17 protein-coding genes are annotated in these 19,784 nt (G+C 56.0%); 13 read left to right on the forward strand and 4 right to left on the reverse strand.

The window, feature by feature from the left end:
* The 8 genes from serC (at position 1) to JJL52_RS20005 (ending at position 8,395) form a co-directional block, all read left to right on the forward strand.
* The gene (gene serC, locus JJL52_RS19970) at positions 1–1,080 is read left to right on the forward strand and encodes a 3-phosphoserine/phosphohydroxythreonine transaminase (RefSeq protein WP_202054282.1); all 1,080 of its coding nucleotides are present in this window, start codon (positions 1–3) and stop codon (positions 1,078–1,080) included.
* A 34-nt stretch (positions 1,081–1,114) separates the two neighbouring features.
* On the forward strand, positions 1,115–2,200 hold the full coding sequence (gene pheA, locus JJL52_RS19975) for a prephenate dehydratase (protein ID WP_202054298.1): 1,086 nt from the start codon (positions 1,115–1,117) through the stop codon (positions 2,198–2,200).
* Positions 2,201–2,304: 104 nt separating this feature from the next.
* Positions 2,305–3,417 carry a histidinol-phosphate transaminase gene (gene hisC / locus JJL52_RS19980; RefSeq protein WP_202054283.1) on the forward strand — a complete coding sequence of 371 codons (1,113 nt, stop codon included), beginning with the start codon at positions 2,305–2,307 and terminating at the stop codon, positions 3,415–3,417.
* Positions 3,410–4,285, forward strand: a complete 876-nt coding sequence (locus JJL52_RS19985; protein WP_202054284.1) for a prephenate dehydrogenase — start codon at positions 3,410–3,412, stop codon at positions 4,283–4,285. Before hisC ends, JJL52_RS19985 begins: the two co-directional genes overlap by 8 nt.
* A 1-nt stretch (position 4,286) precedes the next feature.
* Entirely contained in the window at positions 4,287–5,609 is a 1,323-nt protein-coding gene (aroA, locus tag JJL52_RS19990) for a 3-phosphoshikimate 1-carboxyvinyltransferase (RefSeq protein ID WP_202054285.1), read from the forward strand.
* Entirely contained in the window at positions 5,609–6,271 is a 663-nt protein-coding gene (gene cmk / locus JJL52_RS19995; protein WP_236994390.1) for a (d)CMP kinase, read from the forward strand. Before aroA ends, cmk begins: the two co-directional genes overlap by 1 nt.
* Positions 6,272–6,361: 90 nt before the next feature.
* Complete coding sequence (rpsA, locus tag JJL52_RS20000; RefSeq protein WP_202054287.1) at positions 6,362–8,020, forward strand: 30S ribosomal protein S1; 1,659 nt, start codon at positions 6,362–6,364, stop codon at positions 8,018–8,020.
* A gap of 69 nt (positions 8,021–8,089) precedes the next feature.
* Positions 8,090–8,395 carry an integration host factor subunit beta gene (locus JJL52_RS20005; protein WP_202054288.1) on the forward strand — a complete coding sequence of 102 codons (306 nt, stop codon included), beginning with the start codon at positions 8,090–8,092 and terminating at the stop codon, positions 8,393–8,395.
* Positions 8,396–8,725: 330 nt separating this feature from the next.
* On the opposite strand, the gene JJL52_RS20010 is transcribed toward JJL52_RS20005, so the two are convergent.
* Together JJL52_RS20010 and JJL52_RS20015 are read right to left on the reverse strand one after the other, a co-directional pair.
* The gene (locus JJL52_RS20010) at positions 8,726–9,205 is read right to left on the reverse strand and encodes an FKBP-type peptidyl-prolyl cis-trans isomerase (RefSeq protein ID WP_202054289.1); all 480 of its coding nucleotides are present in this window, start codon (positions 9,203–9,205) and stop codon (positions 8,726–8,728) included.
* Between the two features lie 249 nt (positions 9,206–9,454).
* Positions 9,455–11,116 carry an ATP-binding protein gene (locus tag JJL52_RS20015; RefSeq protein ID WP_202054290.1) on the reverse strand — a complete coding sequence of 554 codons (1,662 nt, stop codon included), beginning with the start codon at positions 11,114–11,116 and terminating at the stop codon, positions 9,455–9,457.
* A 417-nt stretch (positions 11,117–11,533) separates the two neighbouring features.
* On the opposite strand from JJL52_RS20015, the gene JJL52_RS20020 reads away from it, so the two are divergent.
* A complete protein-coding gene (locus JJL52_RS20020) occupies positions 11,534–12,589 on the forward strand; it encodes an AI-2E family transporter (RefSeq protein WP_202054291.1) in 1,056 nt (351 codons plus the stop codon).
* Between the two features lie 65 nt (positions 12,590–12,654).
* Here the strand turns inward: JJL52_RS20020 and purM are convergent, their stop codons facing one another.
* On the reverse strand, positions 12,655–13,692 hold the full coding sequence (gene purM, locus JJL52_RS20025) for a phosphoribosylformylglycinamidine cyclo-ligase (RefSeq protein WP_202054292.1): 1,038 nt from the start codon (positions 13,690–13,692) through the stop codon (positions 12,655–12,657).
* 216 nt (positions 13,693–13,908) lie between these two features.
* Between purM and JJL52_RS20030 the strand changes: the two genes are divergently transcribed.
* The 3 genes from JJL52_RS20030 to JJL52_RS20040 all read left to right on the forward strand — a co-directional run bounded on the left by JJL52_RS20030 (position 13,909) and on the right by JJL52_RS20040 (position 16,984).
* Entirely contained in the window at positions 13,909–14,460 is a 552-nt protein-coding gene (locus JJL52_RS20030; RefSeq protein WP_202054293.1) for a hypothetical protein, read from the forward strand.
* 200 nt (positions 14,461–14,660) lie between these two features.
* Entirely contained in the window at positions 14,661–15,206 is a 546-nt protein-coding gene (locus JJL52_RS20035; RefSeq protein WP_202054294.1) for a methylated-DNA--[protein]-cysteine S-methyltransferase, read from the forward strand.
* 305 nt (positions 15,207–15,511) lie between these two features.
* Positions 15,512–16,984, forward strand: a complete 1,473-nt coding sequence (locus JJL52_RS20040) for a RimK family ATP-grasp domain-containing protein (protein WP_202054295.1) — start codon at positions 15,512–15,514, stop codon at positions 16,982–16,984.
* Positions 16,985–17,444: 460 nt separating this feature from the next.
* Here JJL52_RS20040 and JJL52_RS20045 read toward each other — a convergent pair whose 3' ends face one another.
* Positions 17,445–18,347, reverse strand: coding sequence for a serine/threonine protein kinase (locus tag JJL52_RS20045; protein ID WP_202054296.1), 903 nt, complete (start codon positions 18,345–18,347; stop codon positions 17,445–17,447).
* Positions 18,348–18,390: 43 nt separating this feature from the next.
* Here JJL52_RS20045 and JJL52_RS20050 point away from each other — a divergent pair, with 43 nt between their 5' ends.
* Positions 18,391–19,257, forward strand: a complete 867-nt coding sequence (locus tag JJL52_RS20050; RefSeq protein WP_202054297.1) for a YicC/YloC family endoribonuclease — start codon at positions 18,391–18,393, stop codon at positions 19,255–19,257.
* The last annotated feature ends 527 nt before the right edge of the window (positions 19,258–19,784 follow it).

Here is a 19,784-nt window from a genome sequence, read left to right on the forward strand (position 1 = left end):
ATGTCACGAGTTTACAATTTTAGCGCCGGCCCTTCGGCGCTGCCGGAAGAAGTGCTGAACCAGGCGCAGGGCGAAATGCTCGAATGGCGCGGCAGCGGCATGTCGGTGATGGAAATGAGCCATCGCGGCAAGTTTTTCTCGATCATCGCGGAAGAACTGGAACAGGATCTTCGCGAGTTGATGGCGATCCCGGAAAACTACAAGGTTTTGTTCCTGCAGGGCGGTGCCACCGCACAGTTTTCGATGATCCCGCAAAATCTGCTGCGCGGCAAGACTAAGGCCTGTTATGTAAATACCGGGGCTTGGTCCGAAAAGGCCATCAAGGATGCGGGCAACTACTGCGAGGCGGTGCTCAGCGCGAGCTCCGAAGACGCCAAATTCACTACGATCCCCGATGTCGCCGGCTGGCACATCGACCAGGATGCGGCTTATCTGCACTATACCTCGAACGAAACGATCCACGGCGTCGAATTTCAGTCGATTCCGGATAGCCGGGAGCTGCCTCTGGTATCCGATATGTCGTCGAACATCCTGTCGCGCCCGGTCGACGTCAGCAAATTCGGCCTGATCTATGCGGGCACCCAGAAAAACATGGGACCGGCCGGCGTCACCGTCGTAATCGTACGCGACGATTTGATCGGCCATACCCCGAAGACCACGCCGGAAGTGTTTAATTATGCGGTTCAGGCCAAGAACGGCTCGATGCTGAATACGCCGGCGACCTACAACTGGTATCTGGTCGGCCTGGTCTTGAAATGGCTGAAGGCGCAGGGCGGCGTCGCTGCGATCGAACGGCGCAATATCGCGAAGAGCCAGCTGCTTTACGATTTGATCGACAAGTCGTCGCTGTACCGGAATCCGGTCGAAGTGTCTTACCGTTCGCGGATGAACGTGCCGTTCATTCTGGCCGACGACGCGCTCGACAAGCCTTTCCTGGCTGCGGCCGAAGCGAATGGCCTATTCGAACTGAAAGGCCACCGTTCGGTCGGCGGCATGCGTGCGAGCATCTACAATGCGATGCCGGAAGCCGGCGTGAAGGCGCTGTGCGAATTCATGGCCGAATTCGAAAAAACGCATTAAGCCGCCATTGCGAGGCGAAGTGTCTATGTCGTCCATTCCGTCCGTCAGGCCGCTTGCGGAAATCAGAACCGAAATCGACGCGATCGATGCGGAGATACTGCGCTTGATCAATCGGCGCGCCGAGTGTGCCGAAGAGGTTGCGAAAGCCAAGATCGCCGACGGCGAACAGGGTACCTTTTACCGTCCTGATCGGGAAGCGATGGTGCTGAGAAGGATCAAGGACTTGAATCGTGGGCCGCTCCCGGACCATACCGCGATGCGGTTTTTCCGCGAGCTGATGTCCGCCTGCCTCGCGCTCGAAAAACCGCTTGAGGTCGCTTTTTTAGGGCCTGAGGGTACCTTTTCCCAGCAGGCGGTGTTCAAGCATTTCGGCTCCTCCGTAAATACCCAGCCGGTTGCGGCGATCAGTGACGTATTCAATGCAGTCGAATTGGATAAATGCCATTTCGGCGTGGTGCCGGTCGAGAATTCGACCGAAGGCGTGATCAACCACACGCTGGACCGCTTCCTGATGTCGCCGCTCAGAATCTGCGGCGAGGTCGAGGTCCGGGTTCATCAAAACTTGATGGGCCATGCCGCTTCCCTGACCGAGATTCGCGAGGTTTTTTCGCATCAGCAATCGCTGGCGCAGTGCCGGCTCTGGCTCGATCGGCATTTGTCCCACGTTAAGGTGACCGCGGTCAGCAGCAATGCCGAAGCCGCACGGCTGGCTTCGCTGGACAAGCATGCCGCCGCGATCGCGGGCGTGGCGGCTGCCGAGGTTTACCGATTGCCGGTACTCGAAACCAATATCGAAGACCAGGCAAATAATACGACCCGCTTCATCGTGATCGGCAAACAGGATTCCGCCCCGACCGGCAAGGACAAGACCTCGCTGGTGTTTTCGACCGGCAACCAGCCGGGCGCGTTGTATAAAGCGCTGGAATCGTTCGCGAAATTCGGCATCGGGATGGTGAATATCGAATCCCGGCCATCGCGGCAAGGGCTGTGGGAATATGTGTTTTTCATCGACATCGACGGGCATAGCGCGGATCCGAAAGTCGCAGAAGCGTTAGGTCTGCTGAGAGCGAATGTGTACATGCTCAAATTGCTCGGTTCCTATCCGAAGGCCGTACTTTGAGGATTTGACGAGGGTATAAGCGAAGCGCGTCCGCTCCGCTTACCGGCCCTGCGTGTCGATTGAGTTTTTAAATTTCCGTGCTGCGACCAGAAGACGAGATACCTATGAGCACTCCATCATCGCTTTATCAATTTGCCGTTGCCGGCGTTCAGCAACTGGTGCCCTATGTACCCGGCAAACCGATCGAAGAATTGCAGCGCGAGTTAGGGCTCGAGCGCGTGGTCAAGCTGGCGTCGAATGAAAATCCGCTGGGGCCCAGCAAGAAAGCGTTGGCGGCAATGCAAAAAACGATGCCTGAGCTGGCGCTGTATCCCGACGGCAGCGGTTTCAGCTTGAAAAACGCGTTGGCGAAGAAATTTAGCGTCGATCCGGCGCAAATTACGCTCGGCAACGGCTCGAACGAGATTCTTGAATTAGTTTCGCGGGCATTTCTGGCGCCCGGCCTGAATGCAGTGTTTTCCCAGCATGCCTTCGCGGTCTATCCGATCGTGACCCAGGCCGCCGGAGCCGCGTCGATCATCGCGCCGGCCGTGCATTACTCGCACGATCTGCAGGCGATCCGGGAGCGCGTGAACGCGCAGACGCGCGTGGTGTTCATCGCGAATCCGAACAATCCGACTGGCACGCTGCTGTCGCAGTCGCATCTGGAAGATTTCATCAAATCGCTGCCGTCGAGCTGCGTCTGTGTGCTCGATGAGGCCTATTACGAATTCGTGCACCGGAAGGTCGAGCAGGATGCCGTCGAATGGCTCGCGCAATGCCCGAATCTGGTGGTTACCCGCACCTTTTCGAAAGCGTACGGGCTGGCCGGCCTGCGTGTGGGCTATTGTTTTTCGAGCCCGGAAATGGCCGATATTCTGAACCGGGTCAGACAGCCGTTCAATAACAATTCGATGGCGCTGGCTGCCGCCGAGGCGGCGCTGGACGACGGCGAGCACTTGCAGAATACGGTCAAAAACAATACGCTCGGCATGAAGCAATTGGTCGAGGGTTTCAAAAATCTGGGGCTTAGCTGGATCACGTCGGCCGGTAATTTCGTTTCGGTCGACCTGAGCGAGCCGGCCTATCCGGTCTATGAAGCCCTGCTGCGGAAAGGGGTGATCGTTCGGCCGGTGGCGAATTACGAAATGCCGAACCATCTTCGCATCAGCATCGGCACGCCGGAAGAAAACAACCTGTTCCTGCAAGCGCTGACCGAATGCCTGAGTAATGTTTGAGAGGCTTTGCATCATCGGCGTCGGCTTGATCGGTGGGTCGGTCGCGCGTGCCGCCCGCAATCAAGGCCTGGCCAAACGCATCATCGGCTATGGCCGCGAGCAGGAGAAGCCGAACCTCGAAACCGCGAAGCGGTTGAGGGTGATCGACGAGTATTTTCTCGACATCGGACCGGCATTGCGAGAAGTCGACGGGGTCGTGATCGCGGTTCCGGTCGGTGCAGTCGAATCGGTTCTTAAGCAGCTCAAGCCTTACTGGTCCGGCAGCTGCGTCTACAGCGACGTCGGCAGCACCAAGAGCAACGTGATCGCCGCCGCCGAGCGCGTGTTCGGTACGGTGCCGGCCAATCTGGTGCCGGCGCATCCGATTGCGGGCGCCGAAAACAGCGGCGTCGAAGCGGCCTTGCCCGACCTTTTCCAGCGCCGGCGCCTGATCGTCACCCCATTGGCCCAAACCGAGCCTTCCGCACTGAATAAAATCCAAGTTTTTTGGGAGCGCATGGGCGCGCAGGTTTCGGTGATGAGTGCCGACCATCACGATGCGGTGCTGGCGGCGACCAGTCACCTGCCGCATTTGCTTGCGTTCGCGCTGGTCGACATGCTTGGACGGCAGGACGAGCAGTGCGAAATCTTCAAGTATGCGGCTGGCGGTTTCCGCGATTTTACCCGGATCGCATCGAGCGATCCGACCATGTGGCGGGATATCTGCACCGCGAACAAAGAGCAGTTGATTCCGCTGCTGCATCAACTCAAAATCGAACTGGACAAGATCGAACAACTGCTGGCGGATAACGACGGCCAGCGCCTTTTTGAAACCTTCTCGTATGCCAGGAATGCGAGGCAACGCTTTTTAGATCAGTTAGAAAATTAATATGAGCAAATCCATTACCTTCAAAGTCAATCCGGGCGGCAGTTTGAAAGGCGAGGCGCGGGTGCCTGGCGACAAATCGATTTCGCACCGTTCGATCATGCTCGGTTCGCTGGCGGAAGGCGTTACCCGTGTCAAAGGCTTTCTCGAAGCCGAGGATGCGTTGGCGACTCTGCAAGCGTTCCGCGACATGGGCGTCAAGATCGAAGGCCCGGTCAACGGCGAACTGACCATCCACGGCGTCGGCAAGCATGGCTTAAAGGCGCCGGAAAAAGAATTGTATCTTGGCAATTCCGGCACCTCGATGCGGCTTTTGAGCGGCCTTCTGGCCGGGCAGCCGTTCGATACCGTGTTGACGGGCGACAAATCGCTGTCGGGCCGGCCGATGAAGCGAGTCACCGAGCCGTTGAAAACGATGGGCGCCGAAATCAAAACCACCGATAAAGGCACGGCGCCTTTGCATATTACCGGCAAGGACGGCCAGCTGAACGGAATCGATTACACGATGCCGATGGCAAGTGCCCAAGTCAAATCCTGCCTGCTTCTGGCCGGGATGTACGCACAGGGTGATACTTCGGTGACCGAGCCTGCGCCGACCCGCGATCATACCGAGCGGATGTTGACCGGCTTCAATTATCCGGTCAAGAAAGAAGGCAACAAGGTTACGATCAACGCGGACGGTAAATTGACCGCGTGCGAAATCGATGTGCCGAGCGATATTTCTTCTGCCGCGTTTTTCCTGGTCGGCGCCTCGATCGCGCCCGGTTCCGATCTGCTTTTGAGGCATGTCGGGATCAACCCGACCCGCACCGGCGTGATCGACATTCTGAAGCTGATGGGTGCGAATATCGAGGTGTTGAACGAGCGCGTCGTCGGCGGCGAGCCGGTCGCCGATTTGCATGTGACTCACGGTCAGTTGAAGGGCATCGACATTCCGGAAGAGCTGGTGCCTCTGGCGATCGACGAATTTCCGGTGCTGTTCGTCGCCGCCGCCTGCGCGGAAGGCCAAACCCGCCTGAGCGGTGCGGAAGAACTGCGTGTGAAGGAATCCGACCGGATCCAGGTGATGGCCGACGGCCTGAAGATTTTAGGCGTCGATGCCGAGCCGACGCCGGACGGGATGGTGATTCAGGGCGGCAAGCCGATCGGCGGCGGGACGGTCGAGTCGCACGGCGATCACCGGATTGCGATGGCGTTTTCGATCGCAGGGCTCATGGCGAATGCGCCGATCACGATTCTCGACTGCCTGAACGTGAACACTTCCTTTCCCGAGTTCAAGGATCTGATTAAACGGCTCGGCCTCGACATCAGCGTTGCGGGGGCATGATGGCGGTTGCGGTGCTGACGATCGACGGACCGAGCGGGGCGGGCAAAGGTACGGTCAGCCGGCTCGCTGCGAAAAGGCTGGGGTGGCATTACCTGGATAGCGGTTCGATTTACCGTTCGCTGGCGCTGGCCGTATCGAAGCAGGGGATAGATTTGGCCGACGAAGCGGCTATCGTCCGCGCGGCAGAGGCGATGCGGCTCGAATTCGAATGCGGTGAGGAACTAACCGTTAGATTGAACGGTCAAGATGTGACTGCCGAGATTCCTTTGGAAAGTACGGGAAACAGGGCGTCGACCGTTGCGGCCATCCCGGAAGTCAGGCGTGTCTTATTGCAAAAACAAAGGGATTTCAAGCAGTCGCCCGGGCTCGTGGCGGACGGCCGCGATATGGGGACGGTCGTATTTCCCGAAGCGCCTTTCAAGGTGTTTTTGACTGCAAGCGCTTCGGAAAGGGCCATGCGGCGATATAAACAGTTGAAAGAAAAAGGAATTGATGCTAATCTAGCGCGGATAACGAACGAGATAGAAGAGCGTGATCGCCGCGACAGGGAGCGGGCAACGGCCCCTTTAGCGATGGCGAGCGATGCGCTTTTTCTCGATTCTTCCGATATGACGATAGACTCAGTCGTCGAGGAAATCCTGAATTTAGTCCGCAAGGGTTAATAAACGGCCGCAATCCCCGGATGTGCGGTTTTCATTCACTTTAACACTAACTTATGCCGGCCGTTCTGCGGCGGGCGGGAAACAAACAAAATGAGCGAAAGCTTTGCTGCGTTACTAGAAGAAAGTTTAAACAAGACGAAAATGTCGCCAGGCGACATGCTGATCGGCACCGTTGTCGACATCGAAAACGACATGATCATTGTCAGCACCCATGCCAAATCGGAAGGTGTAATTCCGAAGTGGCAGTTCCTGAACAACGATGGCGAATTGGAAGTCAAGATCGGCGACGAAGTCGAAGTCGCACTGGATCTCTTCGAAGACGGCTTGGGAGCTACTCTTCTGTCGCGCGACAAAGCGAAGAAGAACAAGGCTTGGGCCGAACTCGAAAACGCCTTCGAAAAAGGCGCAACCGTGGTGGGCCGGATCAACGGCAAGGTCCGCGGCGGCTTTACCGTGGCGGTCGGCGCGTTGCGCGCGTTCCTGCCGGGCTCCTTGGTCGATGTGCGTCCGATCCGCGATACTGCGTTCCTGGAAAACCGCGACCTCGAATTCAAGGTCATTAAGATTGACCAAAAACGTAACAACGTCGTATTGTCTCGCCGTGCTGTTGTTGAGAAGGAATACAGCGAGGAAAGAGAAGAACTGCTGAAGACGCTCGAAGAAGGCGCAGTGGTCACCGGTATCGTGAAGAACCTGACCGACTACGGCGCGTTCATCGACCTCGGCGGCATCGACGGTCTGCTGCATATCACCGACATGGCCTGGCGCCGCGTCCGCCATCCTTCCGAGTGCGTCGAAATCGGCCAGGAAGTGAAGGTCAAGGTACTGAAATACGACAAAGACAAGAACCGCGTTTCGCTGGGCATGAAGCAAATGGGTGAAGACCCGTGGCAAAACATTGCCCGCCGTTATCCGGCTGGTCATCGCGTATTCGGCAAGGTCAACAACCTGACCGACTACGGCTGCTTCGTCGAGATCGAAGAGGGCGTCGAAGGTTTGGTCCACGTTTCCGAAATGGATTGGACCAACAAGAACGTCAATCCTTCGAAGATCGTTCAGTTGGGCGACGAAGTCGAAGTGATGATTCTGGAAATCGACGAAGAACGCCGCCGTATTTCGCTGGGTATGAAGCAATGCAAGATCAATCCATGGGATGAATTTGCGGCGACCCATAACAAAGGCGACAAGATTTCAGGCAAGATCAAATCGATTACCGATTTCGGCATCTTCATCGGCCTGGAAGGCGGCATCGACGGTCTGGTGCATATGTCCGACATTTCCTGGGCGGACGACGGCGAAACCGCGGTTCGCGACTACAAGAAAGGTGACGAGATCGAAACGGTCATCCTGGCGGTCGATCCGGAGCGTGAGCGTATCTCGCTGGGCATCAAGCAACTGGAGCAGGATCCGTTCCAAAACTTCCTGGCAACCCATGAAAAAGGCAGCCTGGTCAAAGGCGTGATCAAGGAAGTCGATGCGAAAGGCGCCACCGTGACCCTGGCCGATTATGTCGAAGGCTATATCCGCGCTTCCGAAATCCAACGCGACCGCGTCGAAGATGCGCGCACGCTGTTGAAAGAAGGCGAAACCGTCGAAGCCAAATTCATCGGCGTCGACAAGAAGAGCAAGTCGATTTCATTGTCGATCAAAGCGAAAGATCAGGACGAAGAGACCAGCGCAATCAAGGACTATACGCAACAATCGGCTACGCCGACGCTGGGCGATCTGTTCAAGCAAATTGAAAAATAAACACCATCGATCCGGGATGCGCCGCTCGGCGTATCCCATTCATGCTTTTAATTTTTCGCAGGATTGAATGTGACAAAATCCGAACTGATCGAAGCATTGGCCCGACAGCAGCCTCATCTCGCCATTAAGGATGTCGAACTGGCAGTCAAATGCATCATCGAAAAAATGAACCACGCCTTGTCTACCGGCGATCGGATCGAAATCAGAGGCTTTGGCAGCTTTTCTTTACACATGCGTCCGCCGCGCATGGGACGGAACCCGAAAACCGGCGAATCGGTCGCTCTGGCCAAGAAATATGTGCCACACTTCAAACCCGGCAAGGAATTGCGGGATCGCGTGGATAGCTCTGCCGATAAATATGAAATCACCGGCTAACCGAAACGGTTTGCCGACCTCCCTTCCTTTATTTTCTTGAATTGTCTTGAAAGCATCGGGGCAATAAAAAAAGCTTAACAAACCCGCGCGGACACCTTCGTAGGGTATGCTTTGCGTACCTATTGGAGCTAGTCAAGAGACTTCGAAACGGTGCGCGAAGCGTATCGCGCGGATTTGTAATTTCCGTCAAGCCGCACCCCTCCCTCGTCGGAAGGGAAAATGCTAATGAAATAAATCTGTTCGAAAAAGGGAGCCTACCGTTTTAAAAGAAAATCAGGGCGCCTGCCCCTGTAAAAGGTCGGCGCACCCTATAAGTTAGCTTATTGCCGCTTAATGATGGCAGTCGGGGCCGTGAATATGCCCGTGAGCGAGTTCTTCCTGCGTGGCTGGTCTTACGTTCACGATTTCGACATCGAAAGTCAACGGCACGCCGGCCAGGGGATGATTGCCGTCGATCGTGATGTTGTCGCCGTCAATGTCGACGATCGAGACGATACCGGGCCCCGAGCTGACTTCGGCGTGGAACTGCATACCGACTTCGAGATGGTCGATGCCTTCGAACATCGAACGCGGAATGACCTGTACCCGCTCCGGCATGAATTCGCCGTAGGCATCTTCGGCCGGAATGCGTACGGTAAATTGATCGCCGACTTCTTTGCCGGTCAATTCTTTCTCCAGGCCGGAAATGATGTTGCCTTTGCCGTGCAGATAAACGAGCGCATCGCTACCGATGGAGCTGTCGATCACTTCGCCTTCGTCATTGGTCAGCGTATAGTGAATCGAAACCGCCATATTGTTAGCTACTTGCATGATGTAAACCTATAGTGATAAAAATCGCTATCATATCGGTTTAATCCGACGTTGTCAGAAAAATATTGCGAAATATCAGCAAGAAAGCCGGAGATCGCGCCCATATTCCTGCGCCCAATCCGTAGGGTACGCTGTGTGTACCTTTTCGGGATGTTTCACAGCAGAAGCATTGTTAAGGTACGCGCAACGTACCCTACGGGAATTTCGAAGCGATGCGCCTTCCTTTTTTCCATTTGAACCGGGATAGTTCTATTTCCGCGTCTGCGTTCGCCACAAATTGACGATATCGGCCACATCGAGATCGGCCTTGCCTTCGCGCCAGCCGGTGAAATAATCGACGTCGTTGCTTTTCGGTTCCGGATTCGGGCGATAGATCTGTACCCGCGTCGGCAGCGGTGCGGCTTCGCCGACAACCAGGGCCTCGCCACGGCCGAGCGAGGTCAGAATGTCGGTCAAGTCGCCTTCCGCCTCGGGGACGAGACCTCTGATATAAGCCTGATCGTCCGGATTGGTGGTGCGCAGGCAAATGAACGAACTGCACTGGGCCAGCATCGTTTCGGACAGTTCGGTCGGCCGCTGGCTGACCACGCCGATCGAAACGCCGTATTTCCGTCCTTCCTTTGCGATCCGCTCCATCATCCGCTTGGTGCCGTCGAACTGGCCGCCTTTCTCGCGCGGAATATACGCATGCGCTTCCTCGCAGATCAGCGTGATCGGAAATTCGCGCCGGTGCGGATTCCAGTAATTGAATTCGTAGGCCAGTCGGCCGACCTGTGCCGAAACGGCCGGCCTGACGTCGGTTGGCACCGAGCTTAAATCGACCACAGTGATATTGGCTTTTTTGTGGCCGAGGCCGACAAATTCGCCGAGCAGTTCGGCCATGCTTTCGGAGTTGTTCCGACGTTTCGGCTTCAACAGAAAGTCGTAACGCACGTCGTTGAAACGGCTTTGCATTCGGATCAGAAACTCGTCGAACATGCCGAACAGTGCGCCTTGCGATTTGCCGAAATCCTTTCTCTCCTCGTTTGCGGCTTTGAATTGCATATACATCTCGGCGAGCGAGAAATAGATCGGCGTATCGATCGACACGGTCGGCAATCCGATCCGCTTGGCTTCCTTGCGTTTGAGCTGCTGCAAAATCTCTCGCATGTACGACATCTGGATTGTCGCACCCTTGTCGTCGCGGTCGATGAACAGGTCGACCAGTTCGGCATAGGTCATCATCCAGTACGGCATTTCCATTTCCATCGCGTCGATGTAATTGATCTGATTTTCCGCAAAGGCGGATTGCACGACGCCGTTTTCGTCCTTCCAGCAATACTCGCCGTGCAGGTCGAGCATGATCAGATGGGTTCTGGGCATCGCCCTGATCGTGTTTTGGATCAGGCTGGTTACGGTCCAGGATTTGCCGGAGCCGGACTGGCCGAGAATCGCGAAATGCCGGCCGAACAGCGCGCGCGGGTCAAGGCTTAAATGGTAATCCTTGTGCGCCGACAACTGACCGATGAAAAACTGGTAGCTCCGGTATTTCGAAAAAATCGCGTTGATCTCGTCGAGCCCGACTGCATAAACCTTGGCGCCCGGAGTAGGGTAATGGCGCACGCCGCGTACGAACAGTCCGTCATCCTGAATTTCGCCGACCGGGATCAGCGAGATGAAGCGATCCGATTTGCGGACCCCGTTGCCGTCATAGCGATCCTTCTCCCAGATCTTGAACACCAGGGCCAGAACTCCGATGTTCGCCTGGCGGATCACTACGTAAGAGCCGATATGACCGGCCAGAATCTCTTCGTTGCCGACCTTGATGATCGGCAGTTCGCTGGCGTGTTCATCGGCGATTCGGGCATCCATCCCGTCGCCGCGGACTTCGGATAAATAGCCGATATGAATGGGGGCTTGTTGTTCGGACATTCTTGAACCTATCTAAAATAAAGAATTGCTATTAAGATTAGATCAGTTCAGTCAGAGTTGAAGGAAACGGGCGTCGATCTCTCCTGTACGAAGAGCGGGCCGAAGCGGAGCAGTAAGCCCTTGGACAAGGTACGGATTTGTTTGGACAAGGGCACGCAGGAGTTTACCCGTTGCGAATACGACGGCAAGGATAGCGTCCCGGCGGCTGGAGACAGTCACCGTTACCCAGCCGAAATGAATATTGTAGGGTACGCTGCGCGTACCCTTGGGCTTGAAAAGGTACGCCCAGCGTACCCTACGGAAGCGTACCAGCGCCGTTGCCGCCATCGCGCGCATTTATGAACAGGCGGCGGTTGCCGTGCTCTGCAATTCTAGGCATACTCATTTCCAAGATAATCTTTCCCAGGAACATGCTGCATGACCGACTCGCAAAAATGGCTGCTGTTTTCGATCACCGGCCTCGCTGCCTGGCTGACTTATCTGCTCGCGCCGATACTGACGCCGTTTGTGGTATCGATGACACTGGCTTATCTGGGGGATCCGCTGACCGACCGACTGGAACGGTATCGGCTATCCCGATCGCTGGCGGTTACCTTGGTGTTTCTCGCGATGACTCTGATCTTCGTCCTGATTCTGCTCTGGCTGGTTCCCCAGCTTGAACGGCAAATCGGACACTTTATCGACAGCCTGCCGGCCTATGCGCAATTTCTGAACGAAGGCGCGATTCCGTGGCTGAACCGGCGTTTCAATCTCGATGTCCAGCCGTTCGACACTCAGGCCCTGGTCGAGCTGATCAAAAGCCATTGGCAGAGCGCGGGCGGCGCCGCGAAGTCACTGCTGCGTTCGCTGTCGCATTCCGGCGGAATGCTCCTGGGGTGGCTGATGAACCTGCTGCTGGTCCCGGTCGTGACGTTTTATCTGCTGCGCGATTGGGACAGCCTGATGGCCAAACTGTACAATCTTTTGCCTCGGCGTATCGCGCCGAGCGTCGCCAAGCTGACCGGCGAATTCGATACGGTCCTGTCGGCGTTCCTGCGCGGGCAATTCTACGTAATGCTGGCTTTGGGCTCGATTTACAGTGTCGGGCTTGCGCTGGTCGGAATCGATCTGGCTTTACTGATTGGAATGACGTCCGGTCTGCTCAGCTTCGTGCCGTATCTCGGCACGGCGATCGGGATCTTCAGTGCATCATTGGCGGCATTGCTGCAGTTCCAGGATACGGTACACCTCTTTTGGGTTCTGGCCGTATTCGGCGTCGGCCAGGTGTTGGAAGGTTCGGTGCTGACTCCTTTACTGGTTGGCGACAAGATCGGCCTGCATCCGGTCGCGGTAATTTTCGCCGTCCTGGCTGGCGGGCAACTGTTCGGGTTTATCGGGATCCTGCTGGCATTGCCTGTCGCTTCGATGATCATGGTCGTGCTCAGGCATGTGCATGATTGGTATAAGGACAGCGATTTTTACAGCCTGACTTGAAAACGCATAGACCTACCAGGTTTTCAAAACCTGGCAGGCCTTTGAGGTGAGACGGGTTTGGAACGTTAGCTGTAAACGACCTTCGGCTTGCCTTCGCCGCCGATCAGCTCGCCGATCGGATAGACCGTCTCGCCCAAAGCAGCCAGAATGTCCGATGCCGCCTGCTCATCTTCCGGCGCTACGCAGACGATCATGCCGATTCCGCAATTGAAAGTCGTCAGCATGTCGGCTTCGGCGATACGGCCATGCTCCTGCAGCCATTTGAAAACCGGCGGCATTTGCCAGGCGGAGAGGTCGACCTTCGCATGAATGCCGTCCAGCAGTACGCGGGGCAGGTTTTCGGTGATGCCGCCGCCGGTAATGTGCGCCAGCGCGTGCACGTCGATTTTTTCGAGCAGCGCCAGCAACGGCTTCACGTAGATCCGCGTCGGCTCGAGCAGGGTTTCGCCGAGCGTTTTGCCTTCGAAAGGGGAATTCAGCGGCGCGCCGCTGACCGCAAGAATCTTACGGATTAGCGAATAACCGTTCGAATGCGGGCCCGAAGAGGCAATCCCGAGCAGCTTATCGCCGACCTTGACCTTGCTGCCGTCCAGCGCCTTGCTTTTCTCGACGATGCCGACGCAAAAGCCGGCCAGATCGTATTCGCCGTCCGGATACATGCCCGGCATTTCGGCCGTTTCGCCGCCGACCAGCGCCGCACCGGCTTGCTCACAGCCCTTGCCGATGCCTTCGATTACGGCCGCGGCGGTATCGACATCGAGCCTTCCGGTCGCGAAATAGTCGAGAAAAAACAGCGGCTCGGCACCTTGCACGATGATGTCGTTCACGCACATTGCCACCAGGTCGATGCCGATCGTATCGTGCACATTCATCTCGTTCGCCAGTTTCAGCTTGGTGCCGACACCGTCGGTGCCGGAAACCAGGACCGGTTCGCGGTAGCGGTCCAAAGGCAGTTCGAACATCGAACCGAAACCGCCCAATCCTGCCATCACGCCGGGAATCCGCGTTCTTGCCGCAATCGGCTTGATCCGTTCGACCAGGTTGTTGCCGGCCTCGATATCGACGCCGGCGCTTTTGTAATTCAGGCTCTGTTGCTCGCTCAAGGCAGTGCTCTCTCATAAAATTCAATTGGCCTATTGTACAAGACAACCCGTATTTTGAGCGAACCTGTCGCACGGCTTTTTTAGGGCGAAATGACGAATAGGATTCTAATCAGTAAAAACTTTACGGTTGAATTTACATCTAAAACTCATTAAAGTGGGTCGGATCGGTTCTCGGCAGGGATAGATTTTCTTCAAAAGTCACTGGTAGGTATGTCTATGAAAACAAGAATAATAAAAGTTACATCCGTTATCGCGATCCTTCTGGCAGCGCAATCCGCGTTCGCCTACGAAGACGAGAAAGTGGAAGAAACCTGCAAGAAGCCCAAATTCACCGACTTCACGTTGAAAGAATACATCGAACCGGAAAAGGTTGAAGTTCCCCCGGAAGCCGCGTTCGAATTCAAAGTCTCGGCCTGGTCGAATCCGAGCACGATCCGTCTTACCGGCAAAAACGAAAAAATCCCTTTTACAGTCGAAAGCAATAGCAGTTTTCATCGGGTCAAAGCCAAACTGCCTGCCAGCATGAACGGTAAATTCGTCCGTATCAATGCTGCGGTCAAAGCGGTGCTGGGCTGCGAAGAGAAGGAAGGCTGGCTGGTCAAAGTGGCCGAAAGCGTCCCGGCTGCCCCGGCGCCGGCAGCGCCTGCGGAGGAGGCCAAGCCTGAAAATGCCGAACCGGCGCCGAAAGCCGAAGCCCCTGCCGCGCCTTCCTCCGCGCCGGCAGGGGCAGCCGAATCCGCCCAACCTGCGGCATCTGCACCGCAGTAATTCTTTTTGCTGCGCCGGATTCTCCGAATTTGTCCGGCGCAACTGCCGATCTTCTGCAAAGGGAAGATCGGCGTTCCGCAACAAAAATCGTTTTTACGCAAAATCGGCAAGAACTCTTTCGATGCCGGGCTTTCTAACCCGGAAAAATATTTTCGATAGTTTCCCGGCATGTGTTTCATTCCTATCTCCCCCAAGCTTCCATGAGAGCGTCCGACAATCGACAAGGCCCTGTACGCGGCCGTATTCGCTATGCGCTCGGCCAATCTGCCTTGGGCGCGATCCTGGCCGCGATGAGCGAGCGCGGCCTCTGCGAGATCGCCTTGGGAGACGATCCCGATGAACTGGCGCGCGACTTTCAACAGCGTTTTCCGGAGGCCGAGTTAGCGGGCGGCAAGGAAGCTGAGGCTTGGCTTGTCAAAGTGATCCGTTTTGTCGAAACGCCGGGATCGGGTTTGGATCTGCCGCTGGATATCCGGGGCACCGCGTTTCAGCAAAAAGTCTGGCAAGCGTTAAGACAAATTCCGGCCGGTACGAAAGTCAGCTATACGGACATCGCGGAACGGATCGGGGCTCCGAAATCGGTGCGCGCAGTCGCCGCCGCCATCGCCGCCAATACGCTGGCAGTGGCGGTTCCCTGTCATCGTGTGATCAGGGCGGACGGCAGTTTGTCGGGCTACCGCTGGGGCGTCGAACGCAAGGCCGAGCTGCTCTGCCGGGAAAGCGGGGGCGAGGGGCACAACCGATAAGCTGCCCGGCCTGCAGCCCAGGTCATCGAATTTGCCGCAAACGCAAAGGATGGGTAGCGCCTGTCGCGCGCAAACGCATTGTCCTCCTGCCGAAGCATATCGAGTCTTCGTTTTTCATAAAACTTAAGGGATTGCCGCCTTACTTTCAGGCTCCCGCAGGCCCCGGCATTCGCCCATCGGCCATTTTCCGGCATTCATGCCCTGTTAATATCCGGCAGAGTACGGTAATCCCGCCGATTATGACTAAAATGATCCTGTTCTTCAAAATCCATACATTAATCCGCATTTGAAGGAATAAATTTTCTATGGCGCGTACCGTACTGGTTGTTGACGATCTGGCCGACTGGAATCCGTATTATCCCAGTGAGCATGTGATCACCTTTGAAACCTATCTGGCCACCGAGCAGAGCGGTGCGGACGAACGCGTACGGGTGATTAACCTGTGCGGCAGTTACAAGTATTTGTCCGACGGCTATTACTGTTCGCTGCTGGCCGAAGCGCGCGGCCACCATGTGATCCCGTCAGTCAAGGCGTTGAACGATCTGGGCAGGAAAGCCCTGTACCGGCTGCAGATCGAGGATTTGTCGCAGGCGTTGGACAAAGCCTTCAAAACCAAAAACAAACACGAAGAAATCAAGCTGCTCAGTTATTTCGGCACCACGCCGGACCCGGATTTTCAGGATCTGGCGCGGCTGCTCTTTGAGCGCTTTTCGTGCCCTGTGCTGGAAGTCACCCTGAGCTACCGGGACCGATGGGAAATCACCGCGTTGCGCGCAGTTTCCCACCGGAGTCTTGACGATGCGCAGCAGACGCTGTTTGCCGAGGCGCTCGACCGGTTCAGCAAGAAGGTCTGGCGCAAGGGACGCGCCCGCAAAGCGATGCGCTACGATCTCGCGATTCTGGTCAACCCGGAAGAAAAGCTGCCGCCGAGCAACGCCGGCGCGCTGAAAAAATTCATTGCGGCCGGCCGGCAGTTCGGAATCGACGTCGAGCTGATCACCCAGCAGCATTATGTCCGCCTGCCGGAGTTCGACGCTTTGTTCATTCGTGAAACGACCGCGATCGATCATCATACTTACCGCTTCGCCAAAAAGGCCGAGGCGGAAGGGCTGGTCGTGATCGACGATCCGACTTCCATGTTGCGCTGTACCAATAAGGTTTACCTGGCCGATCTGTTTCGCACCCATAAGGTACCTTCGCCGAACGCCTGGCTGCTGCACAAGGGTAATCCGATGCACTTGGACCGGCTGGAGGCCGAAGCAGGCTATCCGGTCGTAATCAAGATCCCGGACGGCTCGTTTTCGCGGGGTATCGTGAAGGTGAACAACCGTCAGGAGCTTGAGCAAAAGCTGCCGGAGCTGTTCCAAAAATCCGCACTGCTGCTGGCCCAGGAGTTCCTTTATACCGATTTCGACTGGCGCATCGGCGTATTCAATAACCAGCCGCTTTACGCCTGCCGCTATTATATGGTGAAAAATCATTGGCAAATCTACCGGCACGGCGGCAGCCGGACAGATTCCGGCCATTTCGAAACCCTGCCGACTTTCGAAGTGCCCAGAGTCGTGATCGATGCGGCCCTGAAAGCCACGCAGCCGATCGGGAACGGTTTTTACGGCGTCGATGTGAAGGAAAAAAACGGCAAGGGCTATGTGATCGAAGTGAACGACAACCCGAATATCGACAGCGGCATCGAAGACAGATTTCTGGGCGACGAACTCTACCGGCTGATCATGAAGGAATTGCTGCGGCGAATGGAAAATCGCAGCAAGGGGATCTAAGGATTGGGGCGATTATCACTTCCTCCCTCTCGCTCCCCGCCGAGCGTTTATCGTGATACTCCTCTTTGCCGGCTTGGACTACACCTCAAAGAGTACAAACCTCTGTAGGGTACGCTGTGCGTACCTTTTCACCCCGCCAATGGTACGCACAGCGTACCCTACAACTGCATCAAAGTCCGTAGGATGGGTACGACTGCACGGATGCCGCCACGAAAGGGTGGTCTATGGACAGAGGTACGCGCCCAAGGAAGGGCGAGGTAGATCGCGTCGGGAACACGCGATCGACGACCCCACGGATGGGGGAGGTAGATCGCGTCGGGAACACGCGATCGAGGGCAATGCATGGAGCAGTTGCCGAGAGGCGTCAGCCGAAACCCATCGTGAATAGCCACCGGATATCGTATTAGCGGGGTTCTTGATGGGTTTCGCTTCGCTCTACCCATCCTACCTTGCTGAACGGCTACGCTTCGGCGTTTAGCGCCGCGCGGAGTTCGGCGGCCGATTGCGGCCGGTCTTTCGAAGAAATCGCCATCGCCCAATCGATGGCGTTCAACAGCGGCTCGGAGTATTTGCGCTTGAACAATTTTGCCACAGGCTCCAGGGCGTCCTTTTCGGCCCGTTCGGGAGCCGGTTGCGGCGATTTCATTTCCAGGCAGGCGCGCATGCTGGCGCCTATCGCATAAATGTCGGTCCACGGCCCGAGCGGAGTGCAAAGATCATATTGTTCGATCGGCGAAAATCCTTTCGTCAGCACTTTGGTCTTTTGCTGGGGATTGGCGCAGGGAAACGTTTGATAAGCGCCGAAATCGAGCAATACCGAATCGTTGCCGGGCTGTACCAGAATATTGGCCGGCTTGATGTCCAGGTGCAGATAGCTGTGCTGGTGAATGTAGCCGACGCCGTCCAATAAGGAATTGAACACCGCCTTGACGAAGGCTTCGGTGATATTCCAGGATTTCCTGGCCAGTAATTTTTCGAGCGTGACACCGTAGTTGTAGACCATCACCATATAAACGGTCGAATTGGCTTCGAAGAAATTGATTACCTCGACGATATTCGGATGCTTCAGCGTAGCGAGTACCCGGGCTTCCTCGAAAAACAACCGGCGGCCGCGCTTGAACATGATGCGGGATTCCTCGTCGTTCAACACGACCACATTGTTCCAGGTCCGATGCGCCAATTTGCGCGGCAGGTATTCCTTGATCGCAACCTGTACCTGGTCGGAAGTCTGCCGGGCCAGATAGACCGAGCTGAATCCGCCGTGCGCCAATTCCCGTTCGATCACATACTGGTCTATAATGGTGCCGGTTTGCAGATAATTCCACTCTTTGGGATATGTTTCGGGTTCGTAATATTCCGCCATCTTTCCACTTCGCTTTAAAGCCCCCGTTTATTATAGGTGATGAATGACTAAAAGTATGACCGCGTTTGCCAGCAGCGAGGCCGAGATCGGCGCGCTGACGATCAATTGTGAACTGCGGTCGGTCAATCACCGCTATCTCGACATTTCGATCAAGCTGCCGGAGCGCCTGCGTTTTACCGAAGCCGATATCCGTTCCGCGGTGGCCGCGAAAATCAGCCGCGGCAAAATCGAATGTACGCTGACCTGTAAGAAGCTGACCAAGGACTCGCCGAGCCTGTTCGTCAATCGGGAAGCGGTCGCCGCGCTGCTGGCCGCTGCCCAGCAAATCGAGGCGCAAATGACCGGCCCGTTGTCCTTCTCCGCGCTCGATGTGCTGGCCTTTCCGGGTATTCAGCAGGAGCCCGAGCTGGACAAGGAAACGCTGAACCGGGGTATCGCCGAGCTGGTCGGCCAAACCCTGCTGAAACTGCTGGACGTACGCGAACGGGAAGGCCGGCAGCTGCAAAGCCTGATTCGCGACCGCTGCAAGAAAATGCAGCTTCATGCGGCCGCCGCGAGGAAACGGATTCCGGAAGTGTTGCAGGCGATCCGCAACAAACTGAAGGACCGCATTGCGGAGCTGGCCGTGCAGCCCGATTTTGACCGGCTCGAACAGGAACTGGTGTTCCTGACGCAAAAGCTCGATATCGACGAGGAACTGGACCGGCTGGAAACGCATATCACGGAAGTGCTGCGCGTGATCGAGCAGAACGAACCGGTCGGGCGGCGGCTCGATTTTCTGATGCAGGAAATGAACCGCGAAGCGAACACGCTGGGCTCCAAATCGGCCGACAAGGAAATCACCAAAATCTCGATCGAACTGAAAGTGTTGATCGAGCAGATCAGGGAACAGATTCAGAACATCGAATAACGCTAATTTCCCGATGTAGATAAACCTGTATAGTCGATGGGCCGGCGTGGGCAGTACCGCCGGGCCGGTCCAGAAGGCGGCTTCTCCGTTTTTTTTCAAAGGCTGCCGGCCATGAGGGTTTCAAGAAGACTCATGGAAGGTTTATAGGATATACATTTTCGTAGCCTCGATCAGCAAGCGTAATCGAAAATATGGGAGGGTATCAATCTTCGTACGATTCCACGCTGCTAACCCGTACCTCCGGCCTTTTACCGACCCAGACGCCTTTCCGCCCAGGCAAGCGACGCCCCAATAATTGCAGACTCGATCCGGTATATTGCGCCGACAATAGTCTGAGCCTGCCATGACTTTTCCTTGAGATAAGGCAATTATTTCAAAAGCTTGAGGCGCAGCCTCTGATCCGTAGGTCTCCTCGAATATCCCTGATTTCCATAAAATTTAAACATAATATCTAGAATTTTCCTTATATTCGCCTAAACTTAAGGATGTGAAAGAGCTTGGCCGATGAGAGATGCCGTTAGCCTAAG

Source organism: Candidatus Methylomicrobium oryzae, from assembly GCF_016745425.1.
Lineage (GTDB): Bacteria > Pseudomonadota > Gammaproteobacteria > Methylococcales > Methylomonadaceae > Methylomicrobium > Methylomicrobium oryzae.

Excerpts from the sequence above, each read along its gene's own strand:
- serC (WP_202054282.1), top strand. The coding sequence starts at position 1 with ATGTCACGAGTTTACAATTTTAGCGCCGGCCCTTCGGCGCTGCCGGAA.
- hisC (WP_202054283.1), top strand. The coding sequence starts at position 2,305 with ATGAGCACTCCATCATCGCTTTATCAATTTGCCGTTGCCGGCGTTCAG.
- JJL52_RS19985 (WP_202054284.1), top strand. The coding sequence starts at position 3,410 with ATGTTTGAGAGGCTTTGCATCATCGGCGTCGGCTTGATCGGTGGGTCG.
- aroA (WP_202054285.1), top strand. The coding sequence starts at position 4,287 with ATGAGCAAATCCATTACCTTCAAAGTCAATCCGGGCGGCAGTTTGAAA.
- cmk (WP_236994390.1), top strand. The coding sequence starts at position 5,609 with ATGGCGGTTGCGGTGCTGACGATCGACGGACCGAGCGGGGCGGGCAAA.
- rpsA (WP_202054287.1), top strand. The coding sequence starts at position 6,362 with ATGAGCGAAAGCTTTGCTGCGTTACTAGAAGAAAGTTTAAACAAGACG.
- JJL52_RS20010 (WP_202054289.1), bottom strand. The coding sequence starts at position 9,205 with ATGCAAGTAGCTAACAATATGGCGGTTTCGATTCACTATACGCTGACC.
- JJL52_RS20015 (WP_202054290.1), bottom strand. The coding sequence starts at position 11,116 with ATGTCCGAACAACAAGCCCCCATTCATATCGGCTATTTATCCGAAGTC.
- JJL52_RS20020 (WP_202054291.1), top strand. The coding sequence starts at position 11,534 with ATGACCGACTCGCAAAAATGGCTGCTGTTTTCGATCACCGGCCTCGCT.
- JJL52_RS20030 (WP_202054293.1), top strand. The coding sequence starts at position 13,909 with ATGAAAACAAGAATAATAAAAGTTACATCCGTTATCGCGATCCTTCTG.
- JJL52_RS20035 (WP_202054294.1), top strand. The coding sequence starts at position 14,661 with ATGAGAGCGTCCGACAATCGACAAGGCCCTGTACGCGGCCGTATTCGC.
- JJL52_RS20040 (WP_202054295.1), top strand. The coding sequence starts at position 15,512 with ATGGCGCGTACCGTACTGGTTGTTGACGATCTGGCCGACTGGAATCCG.
- JJL52_RS20045 (WP_202054296.1), bottom strand. The coding sequence starts at position 18,347 with ATGGCGGAATATTACGAACCCGAAACATATCCCAAAGAGTGGAATTAT.
- JJL52_RS20050 (WP_202054297.1), top strand. The coding sequence starts at position 18,391 with ATGACTAAAAGTATGACCGCGTTTGCCAGCAGCGAGGCCGAGATCGGC.